This is a genomic window from Bartonella vinsonii subsp. arupensis OK-94-513 (assembly GCF_000278235.1).
Taxonomy (GTDB): domain Bacteria; phylum Pseudomonadota; class Alphaproteobacteria; order Rhizobiales; family Rhizobiaceae; genus Bartonella; species Bartonella arupensis.
Genome location: NZ_JH725037.1, coordinates 859,058 through 882,048 on the forward strand (window position 1 = coordinate 859,058; position 22,991 = coordinate 882,048).

19 protein-coding genes and 1 other RNA gene are annotated in these 22,991 nt (G+C 37.4%); 15 read left to right on the plus strand and 5 right to left on the minus strand.

Features of this window, described 5'->3' with window-relative positions:
* Window positions 1-1,399: 1,399 nt before the first annotated feature.
* Window positions 1,400-1,582 carry a hypothetical protein gene (locus ME1_RS08240; RefSeq protein WP_004863395.1) on the plus strand — a complete coding sequence of 61 codons (183 nt, stop codon included), beginning with the start codon at window positions 1,400-1,402 and terminating at the stop codon, window positions 1,580-1,582.
* On the opposite strand, the gene ME1_RS03700 is transcribed toward ME1_RS08240, so the two are convergent.
* Window positions 1,506-1,820, minus strand: a complete 315-nt coding sequence (locus ME1_RS03700) for a helix-turn-helix domain-containing protein (protein WP_004863398.1) — start codon at window positions 1,818-1,820, stop codon at window positions 1,506-1,508. The two genes, ME1_RS08240 and ME1_RS03700, sit on opposite strands and share 77 nt — an antisense overlap.
* Window positions 1,821-3,178: 1,358 nt before the next feature.
* Between ME1_RS03700 and ME1_RS03705 the strand changes: the two genes are divergently transcribed.
* A complete protein-coding gene (locus ME1_RS03705) occupies window positions 3,179-3,493 on the plus strand; it encodes a hypothetical protein (protein WP_004863404.1) in 315 nt (104 codons plus the stop codon).
* 469 nt (window positions 3,494-3,962) lie between these two features.
* Here the strand turns inward: ME1_RS03705 and ME1_RS03710 are convergent, their stop codons facing one another.
* Both ME1_RS03710 and ME1_RS03715 read right to left on the minus strand, forming a co-directional pair.
* On the minus strand, window positions 3,963-4,142 hold the full coding sequence (locus ME1_RS03710) for a YegP family protein (RefSeq protein WP_004863407.1): 180 nt from the start codon (window positions 4,140-4,142) through the stop codon (window positions 3,963-3,965).
* 384 nt (window positions 4,143-4,526) lie between these two features.
* Window positions 4,527-5,066, minus strand: a complete 540-nt coding sequence (locus ME1_RS03715) for a helix-turn-helix domain-containing protein (RefSeq protein ID WP_004863412.1) — start codon at window positions 5,064-5,066, stop codon at window positions 4,527-4,529.
* Window positions 5,067-5,382: 316 nt separating this feature from the next.
* On the opposite strand from ME1_RS03715, the gene ME1_RS03720 reads away from it, so the two are divergent.
* Entirely contained in the window at window positions 5,383-6,435 is a 1,053-nt protein-coding gene (locus tag ME1_RS03720) for a DUF475 domain-containing protein (RefSeq protein WP_004863413.1), read from the plus strand.
* A gap of 41 nt (window positions 6,436-6,476) precedes the next feature.
* On the opposite strand, the gene pncA is transcribed toward ME1_RS03720, so the two are convergent.
* Window positions 6,477-7,085 (minus strand): bifunctional nicotinamidase/pyrazinamidase, encoded by a 609-nt coding sequence (gene pncA / locus ME1_RS03725; protein WP_004863416.1) that lies wholly within the window; start codon window positions 7,083-7,085, stop codon window positions 6,477-6,479.
* A 47-nt stretch (window positions 7,086-7,132) separates the two neighbouring features.
* Window positions 7,133-7,669, minus strand: a complete 537-nt coding sequence (locus ME1_RS03730; RefSeq protein WP_004863418.1) for a hypothetical protein — start codon at window positions 7,667-7,669, stop codon at window positions 7,133-7,135.
* A gap of 162 nt (window positions 7,670-7,831) precedes the next feature.
* Between ME1_RS03730 and ettA the strand changes: the two genes are divergently transcribed.
* From ettA to murD, 12 genes are all read left to right on the plus strand, one after another.
* Window positions 7,832-9,481 (plus strand): energy-dependent translational throttle protein EttA, encoded by a 1,650-nt coding sequence (ettA, locus tag ME1_RS03735; RefSeq protein ID WP_004863420.1) that lies wholly within the window; start codon window positions 7,832-7,834, stop codon window positions 9,479-9,481.
* Window positions 9,482-9,910: 429 nt separating this feature from the next.
* Window positions 9,911-10,849: an ArsR/SmtB family transcription factor gene (locus ME1_RS03740; protein ID WP_004863424.1), complete on the plus strand. Its 939-nt coding sequence runs from the start codon at window positions 9,911-9,913 to the stop codon at window positions 10,847-10,849.
* Between the two features lie 935 nt (window positions 10,850-11,784).
* On the plus strand, window positions 11,785-12,159 hold the full coding sequence (locus ME1_RS03745) for a hypothetical protein (protein WP_004863425.1): 375 nt from the start codon (window positions 11,785-11,787) through the stop codon (window positions 12,157-12,159).
* A 948-nt stretch (window positions 12,160-13,107) separates the two neighbouring features.
* Window positions 13,108-13,617, plus strand: a complete 510-nt coding sequence (locus ME1_RS03755) for a lytic transglycosylase domain-containing protein (RefSeq protein WP_004863429.1) — start codon at window positions 13,108-13,110, stop codon at window positions 13,615-13,617.
* An 86-nt stretch (window positions 13,618-13,703) separates the two neighbouring features.
* Window positions 13,704-14,094: RNase P RNA component class A (rnpB, locus tag ME1_RS07710), an RNA gene on the plus strand.
* A 246-nt stretch (window positions 14,095-14,340) separates the two neighbouring features.
* Window positions 14,341-15,339, plus strand: a complete 999-nt coding sequence (gene rsmH / locus ME1_RS03765) for a 16S rRNA (cytosine(1402)-N(4))-methyltransferase RsmH (protein WP_196792802.1) — start codon at window positions 14,341-14,343, stop codon at window positions 15,337-15,339.
* Window positions 15,336-15,740 (plus strand): cell division protein FtsL, encoded by a 405-nt coding sequence (gene ftsL / locus ME1_RS03770; protein ID WP_004863436.1) that lies wholly within the window; start codon window positions 15,336-15,338, stop codon window positions 15,738-15,740. The genes rsmH and ftsL overlap by 4 nt, the downstream gene beginning before the upstream one ends.
* Complete coding sequence (locus tag ME1_RS03775; protein WP_004863439.1) at window positions 15,740-17,488, plus strand: peptidoglycan D,D-transpeptidase FtsI family protein; 1,749 nt, start codon at window positions 15,740-15,742, stop codon at window positions 17,486-17,488. Before ftsL ends, ME1_RS03775 begins: the two co-directional genes overlap by 1 nt.
* A 17-nt stretch (window positions 17,489-17,505) precedes the next feature.
* Entirely contained in the window at window positions 17,506-18,957 is a 1,452-nt protein-coding gene (locus ME1_RS03780) for a UDP-N-acetylmuramoyl-L-alanyl-D-glutamate--2,6-diaminopimelate ligase (protein WP_004863442.1), read from the plus strand.
* Window positions 18,954-20,375 (plus strand): UDP-N-acetylmuramoylalanyl-D-glutamyl-2,6-diaminopimelate--D-alanyl-D-alanine ligase, encoded by a 1,422-nt coding sequence (locus ME1_RS03785; protein WP_004863444.1) that lies wholly within the window; start codon window positions 18,954-18,956, stop codon window positions 20,373-20,375. The genes ME1_RS03780 and ME1_RS03785 overlap by 4 nt, the downstream gene beginning before the upstream one ends.
* 22 nt (window positions 20,376-20,397) lie before the next feature.
* The gene (gene mraY / locus ME1_RS03790) at window positions 20,398-21,468 is read left to right on the plus strand and encodes a phospho-N-acetylmuramoyl-pentapeptide-transferase (protein WP_004863447.1); all 1,071 of its coding nucleotides are present in this window, start codon (window positions 20,398-20,400) and stop codon (window positions 21,466-21,468) included.
* 4 nt (window positions 21,469-21,472) lie between these two features.
* Window positions 21,473-22,873, plus strand: coding sequence for a UDP-N-acetylmuramoyl-L-alanine--D-glutamate ligase (gene murD, locus ME1_RS03795; RefSeq protein ID WP_035009236.1), 1,401 nt, complete (start codon window positions 21,473-21,475; stop codon window positions 22,871-22,873).
* Window positions 22,874-22,991 lie beyond the last annotated feature (118 nt).

Sequence of the window (22,991 nt, forward strand, 5' to 3'; positions counted from 1 at the left end):
TTTTTTCTTCTTTGTTTTTTTTATCGTAAATTTTATGTTTTTGGGGGTTGTTCTGTTGTGAGTGGTTTTCCTATTGGCTATTTTGGTGTGGAACAATGCCTTACGTTCTTTGGTCTAGTTAATAAAAGCTTTTATTAACGGTATTACATTCTCTCTAAGCCTTTATTGCTGTTTACTTTCTTAAATCTATGAGCTCATTTTTTTAATTTCTGCTGCATGATATTCTTCATGAAACTGGGGCATTAAAATTTTCTTTAAGGAGCTGATTTTTGTTTTTTCGTAGATGGATGTTTTATCCTCATAAGAGAAATTCTAAGGCTTTTTTTGCTTATCAGATAAAGTCGGAAGAGAATACTTGTTTTAAAGTGATTTTTCAATGTTTTAAGTGAATGATATTACCTATTACGCCCTTTACAGTTGATTCGAACTGTACCATCATGATTCAAAGTCTGACAAAAAATGTACTTTAGAGATGCTCATGTATTCCATGTGATCGACGATGGTAACATTTATCGATGTTTTTTTCCAAGCTAAGAATCTCATTTTTGTGAGGGAAAGTTTTTATAGCTACAGTGTGATGATTTTCTAAAAGAGCCTGATAAATTATCCTTTTAAAAGCTTATGGAGTTTTACATTCAAATGCATTTCCTTTCTCTCTATATGTTTTTTGCTAAATTATATTCGTCAATTCTGTTCTATCGGTGATAGAGTTGATATCAAAGAGCGAAATTCATAAAACTTTTGGTGGTTGCTTTAATTTTTATAAAAAGAAAAATTTATTTCTTTTTATAAATGCTTGTGTAATTTATGTGTAGACGTCATTGGGGCTTGACCCATTGTATTTTTTAAAGTACTTCCATTTTTGTTCATGATAAATCTCTATGCTTATCTCAAGGGTGCTTTCAAAGAGGAGGCAACCTCTTTTGAAGGTATGTCATAGTGTCGTAGGCAGCGCTGCTGTTCATAAGAACTATACATATCGCATTGTTGTATTTTTACTTTGCGATATCGTTTAAAAAATATAGGTAGTGCTGTATAGAATAAAATTATGATATATTTCTTTCAAAATACGCTTTTTTATATTCTCTCACGTAGAGGTTAGCAGCATTTTTGGAGATATCTTCACATCGATTAGCTGTTGATTCGAATCACAAGATTTGAGTAACATTATTAGCGTTGTTGATAAAAGTGATGATGCCAGTTTTTTCATAAAAAGGTCTGGACTGTGCGATGTTTTCTGTTTCACCATGGTACATAATCAACAGAATTCCATCTGATTTTATAAAATCAATTTATACGCAACTGCTTCCATACAGTTTATTGCAAATATTGGTTTCTAAGGTATGGGATGTATTTGAACGCTTTTGCGTTATATAGTTTGACTACATGGAGTATAACTATGAAGAATGACGAAAAATTTGAGGTAGATTTATCTAAAATTATCGTGAAATGGGAAGCTTTGTCTACAGCTCAAAAGCAAGAGATATTGAGAATAGTGGAAAACTCTACAAATGTTGCTCAGTCAACAGAACATTTAAAGCTTCAATCTTCTTCTTATCTCCAGACGAAATCAAAGCGATGAGTTTTAAATCTTCATCGGAGATGTTAAAACCAGTTATCACATATATAGCACTAGCATCTCCGAGTGTGTTAAGAATAGCCATGAGTTTATCTACAGAGGGTCTTTTCCCTCCGTTAATCATTTGTTGTACGTAGTTTTGTCCACAGCCTGCAGCTTTGCTTATTTCAATCATTGTACGCCCATCGCTTTTTATTAATTCAATTAAGCGTTGGAACCAATCTTTTTCAGTCTTTGTCATTTTTAGACCTTTACATATTTACGCTATAGCGTTAATACTACGCTGCGAATCTAGAATACATGATACAAGGAGCGTAAAAATACCCATGCGTAGCTTTTCGCTTATGAAGGATATAGAGTTGTTTTTAACTAATAACAAAATGTTCCCATACACTTTCAGATTTGAATCAATAAAAAATAGTTGCTCGGTTTCACGATCGTGACAGAGTGAATGTGTATACCCAGGGATGGAAATACATCTAGTGTGTTCATGAAATGTCACTGATAGTATACGCAGCACCATTGTGAATCAAGATATACTCCAACATTGGCATTTGTAAGAAATTTCTGCATTAAGGTAGTGTGCGGATGTAATGAATCCTCACAGCCTTAAGGAACAAGGTCATGGCTGTAGAGAAAATACAACAAATTCATTTGGCGCAAAATGCTGTTTTTTCTTTTGTTTTAACAGATGAATTTATTGTTAGATGGTATATCGCATATGTGCTTTAAGAGGTTTTGAAAATATCAAAAAAATGATCTTGGTGATTTTACAGAACATGAAAGCTTTTAAATCATGAAGGTGATTGTTGGGTAAAGTATAATATAGGTGCTATATGCTTTACTGAAGATGAATATGTTTTTGCTAATATCATGTTTATAATGGTGCCTGTGTTTGTAATGACAGCTTTCTTTATGATAGTGCACAGATGGGTTGTATGTTGCCTGTTACCAGCTTTGTTTGTGTGTATGGCAATACGCAACTGTATGGAAATTTGGAGATTCGCAGTAGGCTGTATGATGTTTATGACAAGATGAAGATTTACTGTAATTCCAAGGTTAATAGCAATGCGCATGCTGATGGAGGGATTTTTTTTATAGTAATGCTCAAGTTTATAACGATGGGATTCTCAAAGATGTTAAAATTATTTCGACGCTTTATTTTAAGGTTATACAAAGTTTCATAGAAAGCAAAAGTTTACGATAATGCCAATGTTTATGACTATAAAGATTTTTTGCAATGGCAAAGAATTTTAAATGGGTGCATCAGCATTCTCCTTAGCGCAAAGAAGATGGCAAGAATAATAAGGAGAAGGCGCTTGTGGAGCTTATTGCGCCGTTAAAAAATTGTTTGAGATTAATTATATTCTTAGCGTTTATTGTAAATAAATACAGTGCCAATTGATATAAGAGGGTAGGATTGGCAGCTTCATAGGGCTTGTTTTGCGTTGTTTGTTAGTGTGTTTGGTGGAGAAAATAAGGGTACTGAACGTGATTTGTTCATCTAGTACGTGCAATTGTTGGCGCTTTTTTTTGAGGGAGAGCGAAGCAAAAAATTGGTTGGTATGATCAATTTAATGGTACTAAAAGGAGATCAAAATGAGTGTAAATGAAATTTTATTAGGAGTGGTGATTGTCGTTTTGGTTTGCAGTGGATTTATGTTTCGGTTTGCTTTTTATTATCGTGATCAGGTTAAAGCTCTTAAAGAAGAAGCAAAAAAAATCAAGCATGAGTTCTTCAGAGATTCTATGAAGATCACTGAAGAACGAGATAGAGCGATTAGAGAGCAAAGTATGGTGATTAAAAGACGCAATCAAGCAATTGAAAAACTGAAAGAACAAGTTAAGCAATATGAGGAAGCCATGAAGAAACATCAAAAAGAGATTAAATCTGAAGATGATGCAAAAAAGTGATTAAAGAGGTTGAGAATAGTGAAAGAGGTAAACCTTAGTCATAAAAGATTTATAGGTTGGTGGTGAGGTTATATTTTGTGATAATGCTTAATTTATTCCAAGCTATGCTTTATGAAAGCATTCAAATTTTTAGGAAAGTGGTCATTGTTGCAATCAAAAATTTATGGTGATGTGCCAATTCATAGATATGTTAGGGGTGAATACACATACATGATCCTGCAGTCGTTTACGAAAAAACACAAGATTTGAGAGTGTTGCTGGTTGATAGATTCAATAAGCAGTTTGGGTGTTGGTTTGAAAATAGATACTACTTGCGAAAAGCTTTTCTATTTTACAGTCGTTTTGTATGTTAGATCACATAAAAACTTCTTCCCATCGAGAAAAATAAACCCTCCTCTACCCATCACTAAAGTGCAGTATGAGATTTCAAATATAGAAAGTGTAAATTTTTATCTTAATGGTAAGAACGTTAGGATTGTAACTCTCTAACAAGAGCCTTATGCGTAATTTCTTTTATCTGCTCAATATTTACTAGAATGTCTTGTTTTGTTGGATAACCCTTACTCGAAAAAGCGATTTTTTGTTCGTCTCCTGAGATTAAACGCCAGTACCATTGATTGTGAACACCTTGAAATACCTCAAAAAACATGCCTTCCACCTCATAAAATAGCCGTAATTTGCAGGATAAATACTCAACCAATATGACTATGAGCACTAAAGTATGTCTCTATAGCGAGTAGTCAATATATTTCCCTTATTTTTTTTGTCTTAAACAAAATTTCTATGAGGGCCGCCGACATAATAACAAGAAAATATTTATTGTCAATAAGCTATAGATAGGTATTTTATACTATAAAAGTGGTTTTTTAATTTTAATTATGTTGTATTCCTGATTTATATTGGAATTTTTTATTTTGGTAAGTAGGTGTATTGAGCTGTTTTAAAATAAATTCCATCAGCATGGAAAAAACAAGAGTGCTTCTTTCCGTGCTGATAAAGCTTCTTTCCGTTTTGTCTCTTATGGTAAGGATGTTTATTGATTAGCTATCATCTCTTTTTGCGATACACTTCGAATGAGTAAATCAATGAATAAGCTGAGGGTATAAGAGTTTGCCATTTTTGCCTTCATATCCATCAGAGAGGATGCAGCTTTAGGATTTAGGCCATGAGATAAGCCTTGTTTTGACAAATATTGCTGCAACTTTTCATAAGAGCTATCAACTTTTCCTTGATTTAGTTTTTTACTACGATCATTGTTGGCAAGAATTTCTTCAAGCCCCTCCATTTTTTTTATAAAATAATTCCAATCAAAGTCACTTTTAGTATACTCGCTATCAAACATTTTTCCTTGTCCAGTTAAAAGCCAATTAATATTGACACCGTACAATGTGCGATATGTTTGTAAGACACTCAGATTGGGTTCTCTTTCTCCACGCTCATAAAAGGCGATGGAATTTTTTGTCATGCTAAAACTTTTAGCCAATGCCTCACGTGACGGATCCCCTAAAGCGAGGCGTACATAACGTAAACGTTTTCCAAATATAGTTTTTGATTCAGTTTCAGGACGTGCCACGAATTTATCTCCCTCAGTAAATCATCATGGTATAGACTTTAATCATTAAAGGCACACTATGTATTAATAACTCATGATGTAATGTCAATATTTATAGTTTTATTTTTCTTTATTTTTTTTAATTTTAATTGAATAAAATGCGATTTTTAAGTTATCGTATTACATATTATTTAAAATTGGTATTCATTTTAGAGAAAATATGAAATTTTCTGTGCTTTTCTTGTTTTTTTACCAGAGTTTCCATATAAAACAACCATGTAGATTCTTTCGATTTTCACTACAGATGAATTAAAGAAATAAATTTTGAGGAATGGTCATGGCCTTATTAGGCTATTTTAGGTGGGCTTTTTTTTTCACAATTGTTGGCGTCTTTATGGGAGGGGCGATTGGTTGGTTTGAAACAGAAAGTGCTGCTGGTTTCCTAAAATATTTTTTTATTTGCTGTGTTTTAGGAATTTTGGAAATTTCTCTCTCTTTTGATAATTCTATTATCAATGCGCGTGTTCTTGAAAAAATGGATCCGTTATGGCGTCGTCGTTTTTTGATATGGGGTATTTTGGTGGCGGTGTTTGGGATGCGGATTGTTTTTCCGTTATTGGTGGTTGCTGTTGCTGTTGGAATTAATCCAATTGCAGCAGTAAAATTAGCGGTATGGGAACCACATCAATATGCAGCAATCTTAACAGATGCTCATGTGGGGATTGCGGCTTTTGGAGGAACTTTCTTGATCATGGTTGGCTTGAGATATTTTCTTGATTCCCAAAAAGAGGTGCATTGGCTTGCTTTTATAGAAAAACCGGCTCAAAAGTTTGGAGGGCTTGCTGGCATTGATATTGCAATCGTTTTAACTTTGATATTGTTTTTTTCAGAGCAGATTGCAAGAGAAGATAGAATGACTTTTTTGCTCGCTAGCCTTTATGGACTTTTGACGTTTATAGGTGTGGAAGCCATCAGTTCACTTTTAGATGCTCCAAAAACAACTTTAATGACAGTTGCTAAAGGAGGGGCAGGTGCTTTTCTTTATTTAGAGATTCTAGATGCTAGTTTCTCTTTCGATGGTGTTATTGGTGCTTTTGCTTTTTCACACAATCTTTTTATTATCGCAATTGGTCTTGGTATAGGCGCATTTTATGTTCGCTCTATGACGATTATGTTGGTCGAATCAGGGATATTGTTGCATTATCGTTATCTGGAGCATGGAGCTTTTTATGCTATCTTGGTTCTCGCAGTGATTATGTATCTGCAAACGATTATATCAGTTCCTGAAGTTTTAACAGGGTTGGTGGGGAGTTGTATTATTGGAATGGCTTTTTATTCTTCTCTTCGTTTTAAGCGTCAATACCTGAATAAACACGGTGTCTCTAAGTAAAATTAATTTTTTTATGCGTTGTAATAATAAGAGAAGATATTTTAGGACGTCATTAAAAGTTCTATGCCGGATTCATTCATAGTTTTAAGCATAGTGTTAAGTGATCCGTTGAGATCAATACCAGCGCAGGCGTTGAGTGAAACGCTTATTTTAAAGCCGCATTGTATGGCGTGAAGTGCGGAAAATCCTACACAAAAATCGGTTGCTAAGCCACACATAGCTAGCTTTGTAAATCCATGTTCTTTGAGGTAAGCTTGTAAGCCTGTTGGTGTTGTTTGATCATTTTCAAAAAAGGCAGAATAGCTATCAATTTTTTTATTATAGCCTTTTCTGAGGATAAGTTGTGTCTTCTCAATTCTGAGAGATGTATGAAATTCTGCTCCTTGTGTTCCTTGTATGCAATGATCAGGCCAAAGTATTTGCGGGCCATAGTCAAGTTCAACGGTGTCATAGGGTACTTTTTCAGAATAGGAAGAAGCAAAGCTGCAATGGTTTTTGGGGTGCCAGTCTTGGGTTAATATAACATGATCAAATTGGTCTATGAGATTATTAATAGCAGGTATAATCGTATCGCTTTGTGGTACTGCAAGTGCTCCACCTGGCAAGAAGTCGTTTTGAACATCAATAACGATTAAGGCTTTTTTTTCCATGAACATATTCCTATAGGAGGCTTACCTTTTATGAGACTTTTAAGAAGCTATATTTCATCTTGAAGTTTCGAGATAATTTCACGGATATTGGTATTATTTTGGTAATTATCAAGCCACAAAAGGGGGAGGGTTAGATTTTGACAATTTTTTTTATAGTTTTTTACGAATTGCAACCATGTACCAATGGGGAGAGCACTATAGTCACTCATTGCTACATGTCTGTGCAAAGCCTTCATGATTCTCAAGCTTGGAACGTCAGATCCCATAAGGCATCGGTCGTTTTGTAAACACAATTTGAGCCAGAGCAATGCAAGAGATGAAGACCATTGTTTGCCGTGACACAAAATTGATGAAAAAAGAGAGGGTTTTTTTACCGCATAATGAACCGCCCATAACGCAAAAAAAGAAGGGGCATAGAGAATTGGTTTTTTGGGAGATACCATACTGCATTGATAAGTCGGTTTAATACGATAAAAACACAAGGTTATATCTGGTATGGAAAAGAGAGGTGATGTTCGATAGCCTGTTTCAGGTACAGCTAAAAAGATTTGCTTTTTGCTCTTCGAAGGGGGGATTTTTTGCATTTAGAACCATAGTGGGGCTTGTGAGATCAGAAAAAATATATCAATATAAAGCAAAAAGCTTTCGATACAATGCAATTGCTCTTTACCGCACAGTGTAAGAAAAGCAAAAGGTTTTTTTCAAAGTTCTAATCTTTTAATATCGCACAATATAAAGAGAAATTTATGGCACGTCAATTTATCTATCACATGGCTGGGCTTAACAAGTCTTACGGCAATAAAAAAATTTTAGAAAATATTCATTTATCTTTTTATCCAGATGCAAAAATCGGTATTTTAGGACCGAATGGTGCAGGTAAATCAACTATTTTACGGATTATGGCTGGGCTAGATAAGGAATATACTGGAGAAGCGTGGCTTTCTGAAGGGGCGTGTTGTGGTTATCTGCCGCAAGAGCCTCTTCTTGATACCAGCAAAGATGTGCGTGGCAATGTGATGGAAGGTGTTGCAGATAAACAGGCAATTATCGAGCGTTATAATGAATTGATGATGAATTATAGTGAGGAAACGGCTGATGAAAGTGCACGTCTTCAGGATATTATTGACAGTCAGAATCTTTGGGATTTAGAAAGTCAAGTGGAAATGGCTATGGCTGCCCTTGGTTGCCCACCAGCCAATGAGAGTGTGATAAAGCTTTCAGGAGGTGAGAAGCGGCGTGTTGCGCTTTGTAAATTGCTTTTGTCAAAACCTGATTTATTGCTTTTGGATGAACCAACAAACCATTTAGATGCTGAAACGACAGCATGGCTTGAAAGGCATTTGCGTGAATATCCCGGTGCGGTGCTTTTGATTACGCATGATCGTTATTTTCTGGACAATGTGACAGGTTGGATTTTAGAATTAGATCGGGGGAAGGGTATTCCTTATGAGGGGAACTATTCGGCTTATTTGGGGGCGAAAGCCAAACGTTTGGCTCAGGAAGGTCGGGAAGAGGCTGCACGTCAGCGTGCCTTGTCGCGTGAGCAAGAATGGATAGCTTCTAGTCCAAAAGGGCGGCAAGCAAAGTCAAAAGCACGGATTAAGGCTTATGATGAGTTGGTCCAAGCTGCACGTGAGCGCCGTCCTGGAGAGGCACAAATCATTATTCCTATTGGCGAAAGATTGGGGCAGGTTGTCATTGAAGTTGATAATCTTTCTAAAGCATATGGTACGCGTGTGTTGATTGATTCTCTCTCTTTCAAGCTTCCTGCTGGTGGTATTGTCGGAGTCATTGGTGCCAATGGTATGGGGAAGTCTACACTGTTTAAAATGTTGACGGGACAGGAACAGCCAGATTCGGGTCAAATACGTATCGGTGAAACAGTTCATATGAGTTACGTTGATCAGAGTCGTGATTCACTAGCAGGCGATAAAACCGTTTGGGAAGAAATTTCTGGCGGAAATGACATTATTAAGTTGGGTAAATATGAGATGAATAGCCGTGCTTATTGTGGTGCTTTTAATTTCAAGGGAACAGATCAACAGCAAAAGGTTGCAAATTTATCAGGTGGACAGCGTAATCGTGTCCATTTGGCTAAGCTTTTAAAGGAGGGCGGCAATGTTCTTCTCCTTGATGAACCAACAAATGATCTTGATACTGAAACATTAGGCGCATTAGAAGATGCATTGGAAAACTTTGCTGGCTGTGCAGTTATCATATCGCACGATCGTATGTTTCTTGATCGATTGGCAACACATATTTTGGCTTTTGAAGGGGATGGGCATGTTGAATGGTTTGAAGGTAATTTTGCCGAATATGAAGCTGATAAGATTCGCCGGCTTGGTGCGGACGCTCTTAATCCAAAACGTGTGAATTATAAGCCGCTTACACGCTAGAATTTCTTATCTTTTTTAAAATTCATTGAAAAAATGGTGATGCTGTCTAGAGTTTTTGTTTTTCAAAAAAGAGAGCATCTATCGTATTGTAAGGTTTTTTGTCACTTCAAGATAAGAATCACAGTGTGAAATCCTAATGATATCCTTCACGCAATGCGTCGTTATGTTTTATATGCTGGTGGCGTAGATGAAAATCTGTTACGCATCAGATTGTAATAGAGGGACGTAAGTTTTTATATGCAGCTGGTAGGTTATAATGCAAGTAACTTCGCTGTTTGTGTGGGGATAGTAGCGAGAGATGCTGTTCGTTTTTTAGAAATTGTCCGTTTTTTATAGAACAGAAAAAAATATGAACAGAAGTGATGCAACTCTATGCCTTCTTCTTCATTTTCTTTCGTAGAAAATAAATGCTTTTCTGAGAGAATAGTGATGAGAAAACCAGTAAGCTTGGATGCACTGATTATATTGTTGAAAACGATGGCGGAGATAAGTTGTTTACGTATCCTTGCGCTCTTATGTCAGGATGATCTAACAATTTCTGATTTTATTTTTATCCTTGGTCAATCGCAATCGCATGTATCACGGCATTTACATTTATTATATGAAGCAGGATTGATTGCACGTTATCAAAAAAGAGAACGGACTTATTTTAAGTTTTATTCCAGCTGTTTTGGTAAAGACATTGTGTTGGCTGTTCTTTCAGCTTTGCCAAAGCATGATGCAATGTTAGCGCGTGATTTAGCACGTTTGGTAGATGTTAAAAAACAGCGCCGAACAATTAGGAGACAGTATTTTTTTAAAAAAACAGCGCAGTGGGAAGCATTCCGATTATCCTATATTGCAAATCACATTGTAGAAAATGCCTTACTTAAAATCATTGGCGATAAACCATTTGAAACAATGATGGGTATCGGTACCAATCCAAGTTCTCTCTTAAAATTGTTTTCAGGTCTTTATACACGTGCAGTTGAAGTTGCGTTGGATGATGATATTTTGCATTTATCTGTTGGAGATACAACTTTTGATTTGGTCATTCTTCATTGGGTTTTACATTGTCTTGAGAATCCTAAGATGGCTCTTCATAAGGTTGCGCATGTTTTGCGTCCTCAGGGACGTTTGCTGATTGTAGATTTTGTTTACCATGAAGTTGAGTTTTCATATTCTGACCACGCCCATAGACATCTTAAACTTTTAGATTCACAAATAGAACAATGGCTTAAAAATGCGGGGCTTATTCTGGAACAAACAGTTTGTCTTGCTCCTATGCAAAATGAAAAGAAGGAGGGGCCAATGGTTAAGCTTTGGCTTGCGCGTGATCAACGTTTATTGGTAGATGATCTCAAAGATAAAAAAGTACAGTTTGCATAATCATATTTTAACGTGTTGTATTCTTTGACTTTTCTTAATTAAAGGCGCGAGAGTGGGGTTTTGTTAAGTCTCTGAAAAGTTATCGCTTTTTATGCACATTGTGTTTTTTGCATGGGATTAATGATACTTTGATCTATGGGTTTGTAAGGGGATAGCTAAAGGTATTTTTGTAGAGCTGAGGCTGTGAGGGCAGTCATTTAATATGTGTTGGAATTTGTTACTGGTAATAAAATAATCTGTCATTCTTTTAATCCTTCATGATGAATGATTCCGAATAAACTACGTTCGAAAAGACTTAAGTTTTAATTTTTATATAAACTTAAAAGGGCTACAAGGTTTATTATTGAGATTTTTACGGAGAGAGTTTTGGAACAAGTTATTACAGTTTTTATGCTCTTTATAAGGGGAGTTTATACAAACTGGAGTTTCTGGAAAATATGAAAATGATGATAACCGTAGATTCGTATTAATGATTCCTGGAATAAAATTGCTTCAAATTGGATCATTTTGAATATTTTTTGCCTAAATTTTTCCATTTTTAAACGATTTATAATTTTTTTGTCTTTTTTTGCCTAGAAGATGATAAGAATTTCTTGTTGTTTAAAATATTTTATTCCATAGCAAAGATATTGCATCAGCTATCTTAATAGTTGATGTAAGAAGACGATCAGGGAACCTCCTCCCCCCCCCCGCGTGGATCCCTTAGATTGTCTGGCCTGACTGAGGATTTCCTCAGTCAGGCTCTATAGGTGGAGCTTGGTGAAGTCTTATAAAAGTGAAGTGTAGGCGCCTATTGTTGTATGGCATAGAGTGTAGAGGGGGATGGTTGGTAGTATTACGGTTTTACTCTCATAAGAGCATTGGCCTCTATAAAAAGTTTGTTTGGTTCTGTAAGAAAAGGGGCTTTACATGCTGAGAAGCTTAGGTAAGAGATAATGGGGTTTTGCTGGCGTCGTGTCCTTTTCGGCTTATTTATATTTTTTATTTTTATAGCCAGTCTTTTTGCTTCTCGAAATATTACAGTTTATCAGTTGTTATTGGAGCGCTCTTTTCCTTCTCACGAGGTTGATGTTACAGAGGAAATGCTTCTAGAGAGATTGGCAATATTTTTTCCAGATATTATCATACAACTCTCTAAGCTTGATCCTGAGCAACAGAAGAAGTTGATTGAGGAAGTCCGTCGTGATGTGATTTCTGTTGCATCTGCAAATGGTCAGAGCAATGAACAGGCTCGTAAGTTGGGTGAAACTGTTGTCATGGTTCTATCAAAAGCAATTTTGCATCCCTCCATTGCGGATGCTTATTTTTAACTCTTTCTTTTTAAAAAAATATGCTTTTGTTGTGATCTTAAGGGTGTTTTTATCTCTTCATGGAGTTTTGAGAAGAATGCAGGAGGATTATACCGCATGCTTTTTTGATGTTATAGAGGGATAGAAAATGGTAAATTCCTTGAGTTTTCTTTTTTTCTGCGGATTTTAAGATCTTTATGATAAGATCTTTATGAATTGTATAAATCTTAAAGATCGAGAAATGCGCAAGCTTAATGAAATCATAGCTGGGGGCAAAATATTTGAATGAAAATGAGTGATGTGAATTTTTATTCAGGCAGTTTTGAGATTTCCTATCTTGCCTCTTTATAGAATTTTCTAAAAATAGATAGACATAATTATTAAGTTTTGTTATAAGGCCAAAAATTAATTTTTTATGCGTATTTTTGAGCTTTCCGTACATAATGTGGATTTTAGTGGATAGCTTGTTTAGCAGAGGGCTTTTTTAGCCAGTATTTATCAGCCAATGGGAAGTATTGATAGCGGTTTTTATTCTTGGTAGTACTTTTCTGGTATCGAGAGACCTTGGTGAAGACATTCTAGTTTATGTTGCCTTTTGCAGTTATGGAATTGATCTCACAAGAGATTTTAATAATCGTATGTAAAAAAATAGTAGAGGTATTTTAAATACTGTTTTTGGTTGCTAAAAGTTGAGTGTGTTGTAGTTATATCAGTAATTTTCAGAGTATATTATCTTTTTTAGCATGTTAAAGCTTTCATTATAGTTTCTTTATTTTTCGATATTTTATGAGATATAGAAAAATATAATAAGTAAGTTGAGTAACTTTCTTCTGTTACAAAAAAAACATCTTGAAATTGTCTTAATATTTTCATTTTCAAGCCGCTCTTTAGCTTTCTTTTTCTGTAGAATGCGTCCGCAAGGTTTTGTTGCGGCTAGGATTTGAAAATGTCTGAATGAAGAGAAAGAGAATGCAATTTTTGAAAATCCTTTTAAATACAGCATTTGCTGTATTTTTTGTGTTTGACACAAGTTGGACTCATACGGGCTTAAATGTCGCTGGTTCAAATAAAAGCTCAGTGAATCCTGCTTCTAAGACTCCTGCTCGTCCTTATGAATTTCTTATTCAGAAATTTGCAAATAAGTATAATGTTCCTGTTAATTTAGCGCATGCTGTTGTAAGAATTGAGAGTAATTATAAGGCTCGCATAAAGGGGGCAGCTGGCGAAATAGGCTTGATGCAAATTAAACCATCTACTGCGCGAGGATTGGGTTTTAATGGTTCTGTTCAAGATCTTTATGATCCTGCAACCAATCTTGAATATGGTATGCGTTATTTGGCGCGGGCATATACACTAAGTGGTGGGAATACGTGTGGTACGATCCTTAAATATAATGCAGGTCATGGGGCAAAAAAAATGAATTCCATTTCAGCAAAATATTGCTCAAAGGTAAAAACTTATTTGGCTTCATTAAAATAAAAAGTGCCTTAAAGAGGATGAGTTTGTTTTAAAATATCTTGAAGGTGCTATTTTCACTTGAGAAAAAATGTTTTATAAAGGATGTGTCAGTCGGCTGGGCAGCCGCGCTTGTTTCATATTTAAAGGTAGCAAGTGAGGAAAGTCCGGGCTCCACGGAAAAACGGTGCCGGGTAACACCCGGCGGGGGCGACCCTAGGGAAAGTGCCACAGAAAGCAAACCGCCTATTTTTATAGGTAAGGGTGAAAGGGTGGGGTAAGAGCCCACCGCGCATTCAGTAATGAATGTGGCAAGGTAAACCCCACCGGGAGCAAGACCAAATAGAAATGACGCGCAAGATTTAACTTGCAGCCGGTTTCCGGGCGAGTCATTCGGGTAGGTTGCACGAGGCGGATGGTAACATCCGTCCCAGATGAATGGTTGCCATGGAGAGTGTAAGCTTTACCATACAGAACCCGGCTTATAGGCCGACTGATATTTTATGAAAATTCTCTTTATTCATATTGTTATGGTTTTTCTATGGAGAGTGTATTTTCGAAGTACACTCAAATGAAGGGTATTTTTTACAACTATAACATTTCTTTAAGTATAATGTATTAGGATGTGCATCAAGTTAACTTTCGCTTTCATTGTGATAGATATGAGAGTTAAAGTTTTGGTTATTCTGACATCAATTGCCTTTGATGGCTGTTGATTTGAAAAAGCATAAATCAAGACGGATTATTTTGACAAAACAGATTCATAAAGCTGAACGCCATATTCCAGTGTTGTTACAGCCCGTTTTAGCTGGGCTTATGCCATTGGTTGGAGCAAGAGTGATTGATGGCACCTTTGGTGCTGGTGGTTATACACGTGCTCTGTTAGATGCAGGAGCAGAGGTTATTGCTCTTGATCGTGATCCTCATGCTATTAGCGAAGGGCAATCGCTTGTTGATGAATATTTTCCACGACTTCGTTTGGTGCAAATGGAATTTTCACAGTTGGATCGCGTTATTGAAGAAAAGGTAGATGCTGTTATTTTGGATATAGGTGTCTCTTCAATGCAACTTGATGAAGCTGAGAGGGGCTTTTCTTTTCAAAAAGATGGTCCATTAGATATGCGAATGGCGCAGACTGGTTTTACTGCCGGAGATGTTGTTAATCGTTTAAAAGTGAATGATTTAGCTCGAATCTTTAAAATATTAGGAGAAGAACGCCATGCGGGTCGAATTGCACGGATGATTGAAAAGCGTCGCTGCGTTCAGCCTTTTTTACGTACAGGTGATCTTGCTCACGCTATTGAAGCGTTGGTGGGTCGTAAAAGCGGAGATCGCATTCACCCTGCAACACGTGTTTTTCAGGCTCTTCGCATTTATGTTAATGATGAAATTGGTGAACTTGCGCGTGGCTTATTTGCTGCTGAACGTGTTTTAAAAGCAGGAGGGCGTTTAGGTGTTGTAAGTTTTCATTCTCTTGAAGATCGTATGGTCAAAAGATTTTTTTCTGCTCGTTCGGGGGAGCGTGTGAGATCGCGTTATCTTCCTGAAATAGAGACGGCTCCAGCAACATTTTTTCCTTTATTTAAAGGTGGTATAACTGCAAATGAAGAGGAGTTGCAGCAAAATCCTCGTTCACGTTCTGCACGGTTGCGTATTGGTGTACGCACAAAGGCAGAGTGTCTCAGCACAGATATGAAATTATTTGGCATGGCAGAGATTGCTCGTTTTGAAGGTAGCAAGAAATGACAGTTTTTCGTACATTTGATATGATTTTAGTGATGATTATGATTTGTATGGCAGGTCTCACTTATAAGGTAAAATATGATGTTCAAAAACGGATGAGCGAAATTCGTCGTCTTGAACATGAAATTGCTGCAGAAAAAAATACGGTGAATTTGCTTCATGCTGAATGGGCTGTGATGATAGAACCTTCACGCATGCAAAAACTTGCAAAACGTTATCAAAAAGAGCTTGGTTTAGAGACCATACAGCCGCGACAAATCGTAGAGTTGAAGGATATTCCGGTACGTGACCATGATCAAATTGAAGAAGTCATTAAACAAAATATCTTGGAGGAAAGTAAGGATATTTTAGCAAATAATCGTGCTTCTCAGGTAAACGGCGTTGTTCAAAAAGGCGTGCGGTAATGAAATCGTACTTTCCATTTTTCCAGAAGAAAAAACGCTTAAAGACTCCGTTGGATGCACATAACTTTCCTGTTCGTCGTTCTTATTCTAGTCGTGCGCGCTTGCTTTTTTCTTTGCTCTGTTTCCTTATTTTATATGGTGTTATGGGGGCTTGTCTTATTTCTTATGGGCTGGAAGGTGGGCAGATTGAAGAAGCAAAAGGGCCAAATGTTCTTCAGTTAACTGCGCGCCCCGATATTATTGATCGTAATAAACGTTTATTGGCAACGGATATTCAAACTTATTCGCTTTTTGCGGAACCACGACGCATTCTTGATGTAGATGAAACAATTGAATTGCTCTCAACAGTTTTACCCGATCTTAATTGGCAGGAAACTTATAAACGTCTCAAAAAAAAATCTAGTTTTTCTTGGATTCAACGTGGCTTAACACCAACGCAAAAGGCGCAAATTATGGCTCTTGGTATTCCAGGGATTGGTTTTCGTACTGAAATTCGTCGTTTTTATCCAAGTGGATCGGTGTTTTCGCATATTCTCGGCATGGTTAATGTTGATAATCAGGGTATAGCGGGGATGGAAAAATATATTGATGATGCTGGCTTGAGTGCTTTGCGTGCTGCTGGTCTTGCAACTGAAGAAGCATTAAAGCCAGTTCAGCTTTCGATTGATGTGCGTATTCAGACTATTGTGCATGATGAACTTACGAAGGCAATGAAACGTTATAAAGCGCTTGCTGCGGGAGCTGTTATTTTAAATATCCACACTGGTGAGGTTTTGGCTTTGGCATCACTACCAGATTTTGATCCTGGAAATCCTGTTGAAGCTTTGAAAAGTGATCGCCTCAATCGGATGACCGCTGGAACTTTTGAAATGGGTTCTATCATTAAAAGTTTTACAACTGCGATGGCGCTTGATTCAGGACTTTTTCATTTAAAGAGTGTCATTGATGCTTCACAGCCTCTTCAAGCAGGACAGAATTATTTTATCCGTGATTTTCATGGAAAAAATCGTCCTTTAGCACTTTGGGAAGTTTTTATTTATTCCTCTAACATTGGTTCTGCTAAGGAGGCGTTGGCTGTAGGGATTGATGGACATCGTGATTTTTTGAGACGACTTGGTTTACTTGATCGATTGAAAACAGAATTGCCTGAAGTTGCTCACCCTGTTGTGCCTCGTCATTGGAAAGATATTCATTCTATGACGATTGCTTTTGGACATGGGATGGCAACAACACCTTTGCAAACGGCAGTAGGAGCTGCTGCTTTAATGAATGATGGGTGGTTGATTGAACCCACCTTTTTGAAACGTACACGGGTAGAAGCTTTAAAATATGCAAAACAGGTTTTAAAACCCAAAACAAGTCAAAATATGCGTTATCTTTATAAGTTAAATAGCGATATTGGCTCTGGGCGTAATGCAAAAGTGGAGGGGTATCGAGTTGGTGGTAAGACGGGGACAGCTGAAAAAGTTGAAAATGGGAAATATTCTAAAACAAAAAATTTCAATAGTTTTCTTGCTGCTTTTCCTATTGAAAATCCTGCTTATGTTGTTTTAACAATTATCGATGAACCTCAGCCTGAAGATGGACAGCGCTCAGCAACAGCAGCAATGAATGCAGGGCCGATGCTTGCTAATATTATTCGCCGTTCAGCTAGTTTTTTGGGAATAAAACCAGATTTTGAAAAAGAATACGAACCTCTTTTGAGCACAGAGAACAGTTCGAGATTTGTGAAACAACAGTCAAATTAATATAAAGGTGTGTTATCATGTTGTTTGGAACAGTTTTTCCAGAATGTATTGAAGATGAAAATCTTTCTTCAATGGAAATAACAGGAATAAGTGCAGATTCTCGGCAAGTTTTGCCAGGATATGTTTTTGTAGCTGTGCAAGGAAACCAAGGTGATGGCAAACACTATATAGATGATGCACTAAAGCGTGGTGCACGAGCAATCGTTACGGATTGCCCTGTTGTTTTTGAGAATTTATCTGTTCCAATTTTACGTGTTGGTGATGTTCGTCATAGTTTAGCGATGGCAGCTGCACGTTTTTATGGTTCTCAACCTGAAACTGTAGTTGCTGTGACAGGAACAAGTGGAAAAACCTCTGTTGTCTCTTTTACTCGGCAAATTTGGACTCATGTTGGATTTTGTGCCGCCAGCATAGGGACAGTAGGCGTTATTTCTCCTCACAGGAATGATTCTGGCTCTTTGACAACACCTGATCCAGTCGTCTTGCAGCGCCTTCTTTATGAAGTTTCCAATGAAGGTATTACACATGTAGCTCTTGAAGCATCTTCGCATGGTCTTGATCAAAGTCGATTGGATGGGGTCCATTTAGCAGCGGCAGCCTTTACCAATTTAGGGCGTGATCATATGGATTATCACACAAGCGTAGAGGATTATTTACGTGCTAAGATGCGGTTGTTTGATACAGTTTTGCCACAAGATGCGCCGGCTCTGATTTTTGCAGATGATGTTTATTCACAAAAGGTTATTGATCAAGTTACAAAAGCAGGCCGTCGTGTTTTAACAATTGGACGGAAAGGGCAATTTATTACTATTAATCGTGTTGAGCATCAGCGTTCGAAGCAGCGTGTTGAATGTCGTATGGAAAATAATATTTATACATTTGATTTGCCTTTAGCTGGAGATTTTCAGGTAGCCAATGCGCTTATGGCAGCGGGATTAGCAATTGTAACAGGTGCTTCTCCTGAGAAGGTTTTTCGTTCACTGGAAATTTTGCAGGGAGCTCCTGGGCGATTAGAATTGGTTGGAAAGACAGAAAATAATGCGCCTGTTTATATAGATTATGCGCATAAACCAGAAGCTTTAGAGCAGGTATTGCTTTCTGTTCGCCCCTTTACGCAAGGGCGTTTAATCCTTGTTTTTGGTTGCGGGGGTGATCGTGATCAAGGAAAAAGACCTTTGATGGGAAAAATTGCAGAACAGAAGGCTGATATTGTTATTGTAACTGATGATAATCCGCGCACGGAAATACCAGAAAAAATCCGCAAGGATATTTTACAAGCAGTCCCAAGAGCAATAGAAATAGCAGATCGTGGTGAAGCTATTCGTTATGCGGTTGGGCTTCTAAAAGCAGGGGATACGTTAATTATTGCTGGAAAAGGACATGAGAATGGTCAGATTATAGGGCAAAAAACAACACCTTTTTCAGATCGTGTGAAAGCAATTGAAGCTTTGCAGGAGCGCAATAGATGACAGCTTTATGGGATAAACAAGCGCTTGTTTCTGCAATTGATGGCTTTGTGGTTGGAAACATACCAGAAAGTTTTTCTGGGGTTTCTATTGATAGTCGTACTCTTACAAAAGGTGATATTTTTTTCTGTATTAAAGGGCATCATCTTGATGGTCATGATTTTGCTGCGCAAGCTTATGCACGAGGTGCAGGCGTTCTTGTTGTTGCAGAAAGTCGTTTGTCTGATATGGAAAAAATATCCGCTCCACTGCTTGTTGTCCCTGATGTTTTACAAGCCTTAGAACAACTTGCGCAAGCTGCACGCAAGCGTTCAAGAGCTAAGATTATAGCGATAACAGGTTCTGTTGGAAAAACAACGACAAAAGAAGCTCTCAAGCAAGTGCTTGCAACTGTTGGAAAGGTTCATGCGAATCTTGCTTCTTTGAATAATCACTGGGGAGTGCCGCTTACTTTGGCACGAATGCCTATGGAGAGTGATTATGGTATCTTTGAAATTGGTATGAATCATAAAGATGAAATTCGTCCTCTTGTTAAGTTGGTTCATCCGCATGTTGTTCTTATTACGCATATTTCTGCAGGGCATATGGGTTTCTTCAAAAATCTTGAGGAAATTGCAGATGCAAAAGCTGAAATTTTTGAAGGGCTAGATGAGGAAGGCATTGCTGTTTTAAATGCGGATCATGATTTTTTTTCTTATTTAGTTCAAAAGGCAAAGCAATGTGGTGTGAAAAAGATCTTAAGCTTTGGTGAGACTGAAAATGCTGATTATCAAGCGAGGGATATACGTCTTTTAACAGATTATTCTTCTATGCGTGTCCATATTTCTGGACAAGATAGGGTGATTAAGATTGGTGCTCCCGGACGCCATATTCTCCAAAATAGTTTAGGTGTTCTTGCCGTTTGTGATGCTATAGGCGTTGATTTAGAGCATATTTTTCTTTCCTTGGGACGTTTTTCTCTTCAAAAGGGGCGTGGTGTTCGTTATCGATTATCTTTGCCAAGTGGGGGCGAATTTCATTTAATTGATGAAAGCTATAATGCTAATCCCGCTTCTATGCGTGCTGCTCTTGATTTGCTTGCTACAGGACCAGTAGGGGAAGGGGGAAGGCGAATTGCTATTTTAGGAGATATGTTGGAGTTAGGAGCTTATAGTGAAAAACTCCATCGTGATTTAGTAAAGCCCGTGTATCGTTCTGGTGCTGATCTGGTTTTTTTATTTGGTGAGGCAATGAAGTTTTTAGCCACTGATCTGTCCGCGTACGTTAAAGTTCATTATGCTGAAAATATTGAAAAGATTTTACCACTTATTTTAGCAGAAATTTCTAATGGAGATCTGCTTATGATTAAATCATCCCATAGTCTTTATTCATCAGATATTGTGACTGCACTGCTTGATCGCTATAAAATGGTTTCTCTCTAATTTTAAGAGGTTTTTTTGTACTATGATGCTGTTTCTTTCTTTGTTTAGTGATTGGCTTCCAGGTGTCAATGTTTTTCGTTATATTACTTTTCGCACTGTCGCCGCTATGCTTACATCAGGGCTCATTGTGTTTTTATTTGGTCCTAGCATTATTGCTTCTCTTAAATTGAGGCAGGGAAAAGGGCAGCCCATTCGCGCTGATGGCCCTCAAACACATTTTAAGAAGGCCGGAACACCTACCATGGGCGGATTGATGATTTTAACGGGCACTGTGGTATCTGCACTTTTGTGGTGTAATTTATCAAATCTTTATTTTTGGGTATCTCTCTTCGTTATGCTTTCCTTTGGGGCAGTTGGTTTTTATGATGATTATCTTAAGGTGACAAAACAAACACACAAAGGATTTTCTGGGAAAGCACGGTTGAGCTTAGAGTTTTTTGTTGCAGCGATTGCTGCTTTTATTCTCTTACAAGTTGGCTCTTCTGGATTGGCTTTGCCCTTTGTGAAAGAGTATTTTATTAATTTGAGCTGGTTTTTCATTCCTTTTTCTGCTTTTGTCGTAGTCGCAACTGGTAATGCGGTGAATTTAACGGATGGTCTTGATGGGCTTGCTATTGTTCCTGTGATGGTTGCAGCTTTGTCTTTTGCTCTGATTTCTTACCTTTCTGGTAATATCAATTTTGCGGATTATCTCCAAATTCGGTATGTGTCAGGAACGGGTGAGTTGGCTGTTTTATTGGGTGCTGTTGTTGGTGCGGGGCTTGGTTTTTTATGGTTTAATGCGCCACCTGCAGCTATTTTTATGGGGGATACTGGTTCGTTGGCTCTTGGTGGGCTTTTGGGTATTGTTGCTGTCGCAACCAAGCATGAAATTGTTTTGGCTCTTATTGGTGGGCTTTTTGTCCTAGAAGGGTTTTCAGTTGTTATTCAAGTTGGTTATTTCAAATTAACCAAAAAGCGTGTATTTCTTATGGCGCCAATACATCATCATTTTGAGAAAAAAGGGTGGACTGAAAGTCAAATTGTAATACGCTTTTGGATTATTTCAATTGTTCTCGCTCTCATCGGTCTTTCAACACTTAAGTTGCGGTAAAACTTTGATTTCAGTTGCGTGTTATAAGGGTCAAAAAGTTGCTTTATTTGGTTTAGGGCAATCAGGATTAGCTGCTGCGCAAGCTCTGATCAAGGGCGGTGCAGAAGTGGTTGCGTGGGATGATAATCCTTCAGGTATACAAGCTGCTTTTCGGCAAAATATTCCAACGAGAGATCTTCGTTATGCGGATTGGTCAGAATTTGTTGCATTGATTTTAGCTCCTGGAGTTCCTTTAACTTATCCTAAGCCTCATTGGGTTGTTGAGAAAGCACGTCAAAAAGATATAGAAATTATCGGTGACATTGAATTATTTGTTCGTGCACGTAATCATTTTTTACAGCATTATGGTTTTTGCGATCATAATGTCCCGTTCATTGCTATTACCGGCACGAATGGGAAATCAACAACGACAGCTTTGCTTACTCATTTGTTAGAACAAATGGGCTATGATGTGCAGATGGGCGGAAATATTGGGACTGCAATATTAACGCTTAAACCATTTGTTAAAAAACGTATTTATGTGATTGAATGTTCATCATTTCAAATTGATCTCACCCCCTCTTTACAGCCAACTGTTGGACTTTTATTGAATGTGACTCCGGATCATATTGATCGCCATGGTAGTTTTGATCTTTATATACAAGCCAAACGGCATTTAGTTGCTAAGGCTTCTCATGCTTTGATTTCAGTTGATGATGTCGCTTGCAAAGCTTTGTATCATCAATTGCTTCATGAAAATCATAAAGTTGAAGCAATTTCCAAAGAACACTTTGTTGAAAATGGTTTTTATGCAGATGGGACGAAACTCTTTGCTGTTCGTCATGGACAGCGTCATATGCTTGCAGATCTTGCTCATATGACTGCATTGCGCGGTCGTCACAACGTACAAAATGCTCTTATGGCGTTAGCAGCATTGCAGACTTTAGGAATAACGGATCCACAGATAGAAAAATATTTAGCAAATTATAAAGGATTGGCTCATCGTATGCAACAAGTGCGTAAAATGGGAGCGGTTTTGTTTATCAATGATAGCAAGGCTACAAATGCAGATGCATCAGCTCCTGCACTTTCTGCTTTTCATGATATTTTTTGGATTGTTGGAGGACAGGCAAAGGAAGGTGGAATTCATTCTTTGAGAGGCTTTTTTCATAAAATTCGAAAAGCTTATTTGATTGGGACGGCGGCAGAAGAATTTGCCAGCGTTATTGGATCTGCTTTTCCTTTTTCGATGAGCTTAACTTTGGAAAATGCGGTGCGCGAAGCTGCTGCTGATGCCATGTGTTGCAAGGCGAAAGAGGTTGCGGTTCTCTTTTCACCCGCTTGTGCAAGTTATGATCAATTTAAAAATTATGAAATGCGTGGAGAAGCGTTTGTTTCTTTTGTTATGCAGTTAAAGGACACATAAATTAAAAAAATATTTTTACGTTAAGACTCCGGAATCTTTTTTTGTGTAATTCAGTTTTTAAAGTGTTTTGCTAAAAAAGACAGGAACCATATCACTTTGAGTCGAATTATGAAAAAAA

What these genes read in the sequence shown, in the direction of transcription:
- ME1_RS03780 (WP_004863442.1), top strand. Translation starts at nt 17,506, where the DNA reads ATGTTGTTTGGAACAGTTTTTCCAGAATGTATTGAAGATGAAAATCTT.
- pncA (WP_004863416.1), bottom strand. Translation starts at nt 7,085, where the DNA reads ATGGAAAAAAAAGCCTTAATCGTTATTGATGTTCAAAACGACTTCTTG.
- ettA (WP_004863420.1), top strand. Translation starts at nt 7,832, where the DNA reads ATGGCACGTCAATTTATCTATCACATGGCTGGGCTTAACAAGTCTTAC.
- ME1_RS03720 (WP_004863413.1), top strand. Translation starts at nt 5,383, where the DNA reads ATGGCCTTATTAGGCTATTTTAGGTGGGCTTTTTTTTTCACAATTGTT.
- ME1_RS03785 (WP_004863444.1), top strand. Translation starts at nt 18,954, where the DNA reads ATGACAGCTTTATGGGATAAACAAGCGCTTGTTTCTGCAATTGATGGC.
- ME1_RS03730 (WP_004863418.1), bottom strand. Translation starts at nt 7,669, where the DNA reads ATGCAAAAAATCCCCCCTTCGAAGAGCAAAAAGCAAATCTTTTTAGCT.
- ME1_RS03775 (WP_004863439.1), top strand. Translation starts at nt 15,740, where the DNA reads ATGAAATCGTACTTTCCATTTTTCCAGAAGAAAAAACGCTTAAAGACT.
- mraY (WP_004863447.1), top strand. Translation starts at nt 20,398, where the DNA reads ATGATGCTGTTTCTTTCTTTGTTTAGTGATTGGCTTCCAGGTGTCAAT.
- ME1_RS03745 (WP_004863425.1), top strand. Translation starts at nt 11,785, where the DNA reads ATGGGGTTTTGCTGGCGTCGTGTCCTTTTCGGCTTATTTATATTTTTT.
- ME1_RS03705 (WP_004863404.1), top strand. Translation starts at nt 3,179, where the DNA reads ATGAGTGTAAATGAAATTTTATTAGGAGTGGTGATTGTCGTTTTGGTT.
- ME1_RS03710 (WP_004863407.1), bottom strand. Translation starts at nt 4,142, where the DNA reads ATGTTTTTTGAGGTATTTCAAGGTGTTCACAATCAATGGTACTGGCGT.
- ME1_RS03700 (WP_004863398.1), bottom strand. Translation starts at nt 1,820, where the DNA reads ATGACAAAGACTGAAAAAGATTGGTTCCAACGCTTAATTGAATTAATA.
- ME1_RS03755 (WP_004863429.1), top strand. Translation starts at nt 13,108, where the DNA reads ATGCAATTTTTGAAAATCCTTTTAAATACAGCATTTGCTGTATTTTTT.
- ftsL (WP_004863436.1), top strand. Translation starts at nt 15,336, where the DNA reads ATGACAGTTTTTCGTACATTTGATATGATTTTAGTGATGATTATGATT.
- ME1_RS08240 (WP_004863395.1), top strand. Translation starts at nt 1,400, where the DNA reads ATGAAGAATGACGAAAAATTTGAGGTAGATTTATCTAAAATTATCGTG.
- ME1_RS03740 (WP_004863424.1), top strand. Translation starts at nt 9,911, where the DNA reads ATGAGAAAACCAGTAAGCTTGGATGCACTGATTATATTGTTGAAAACG.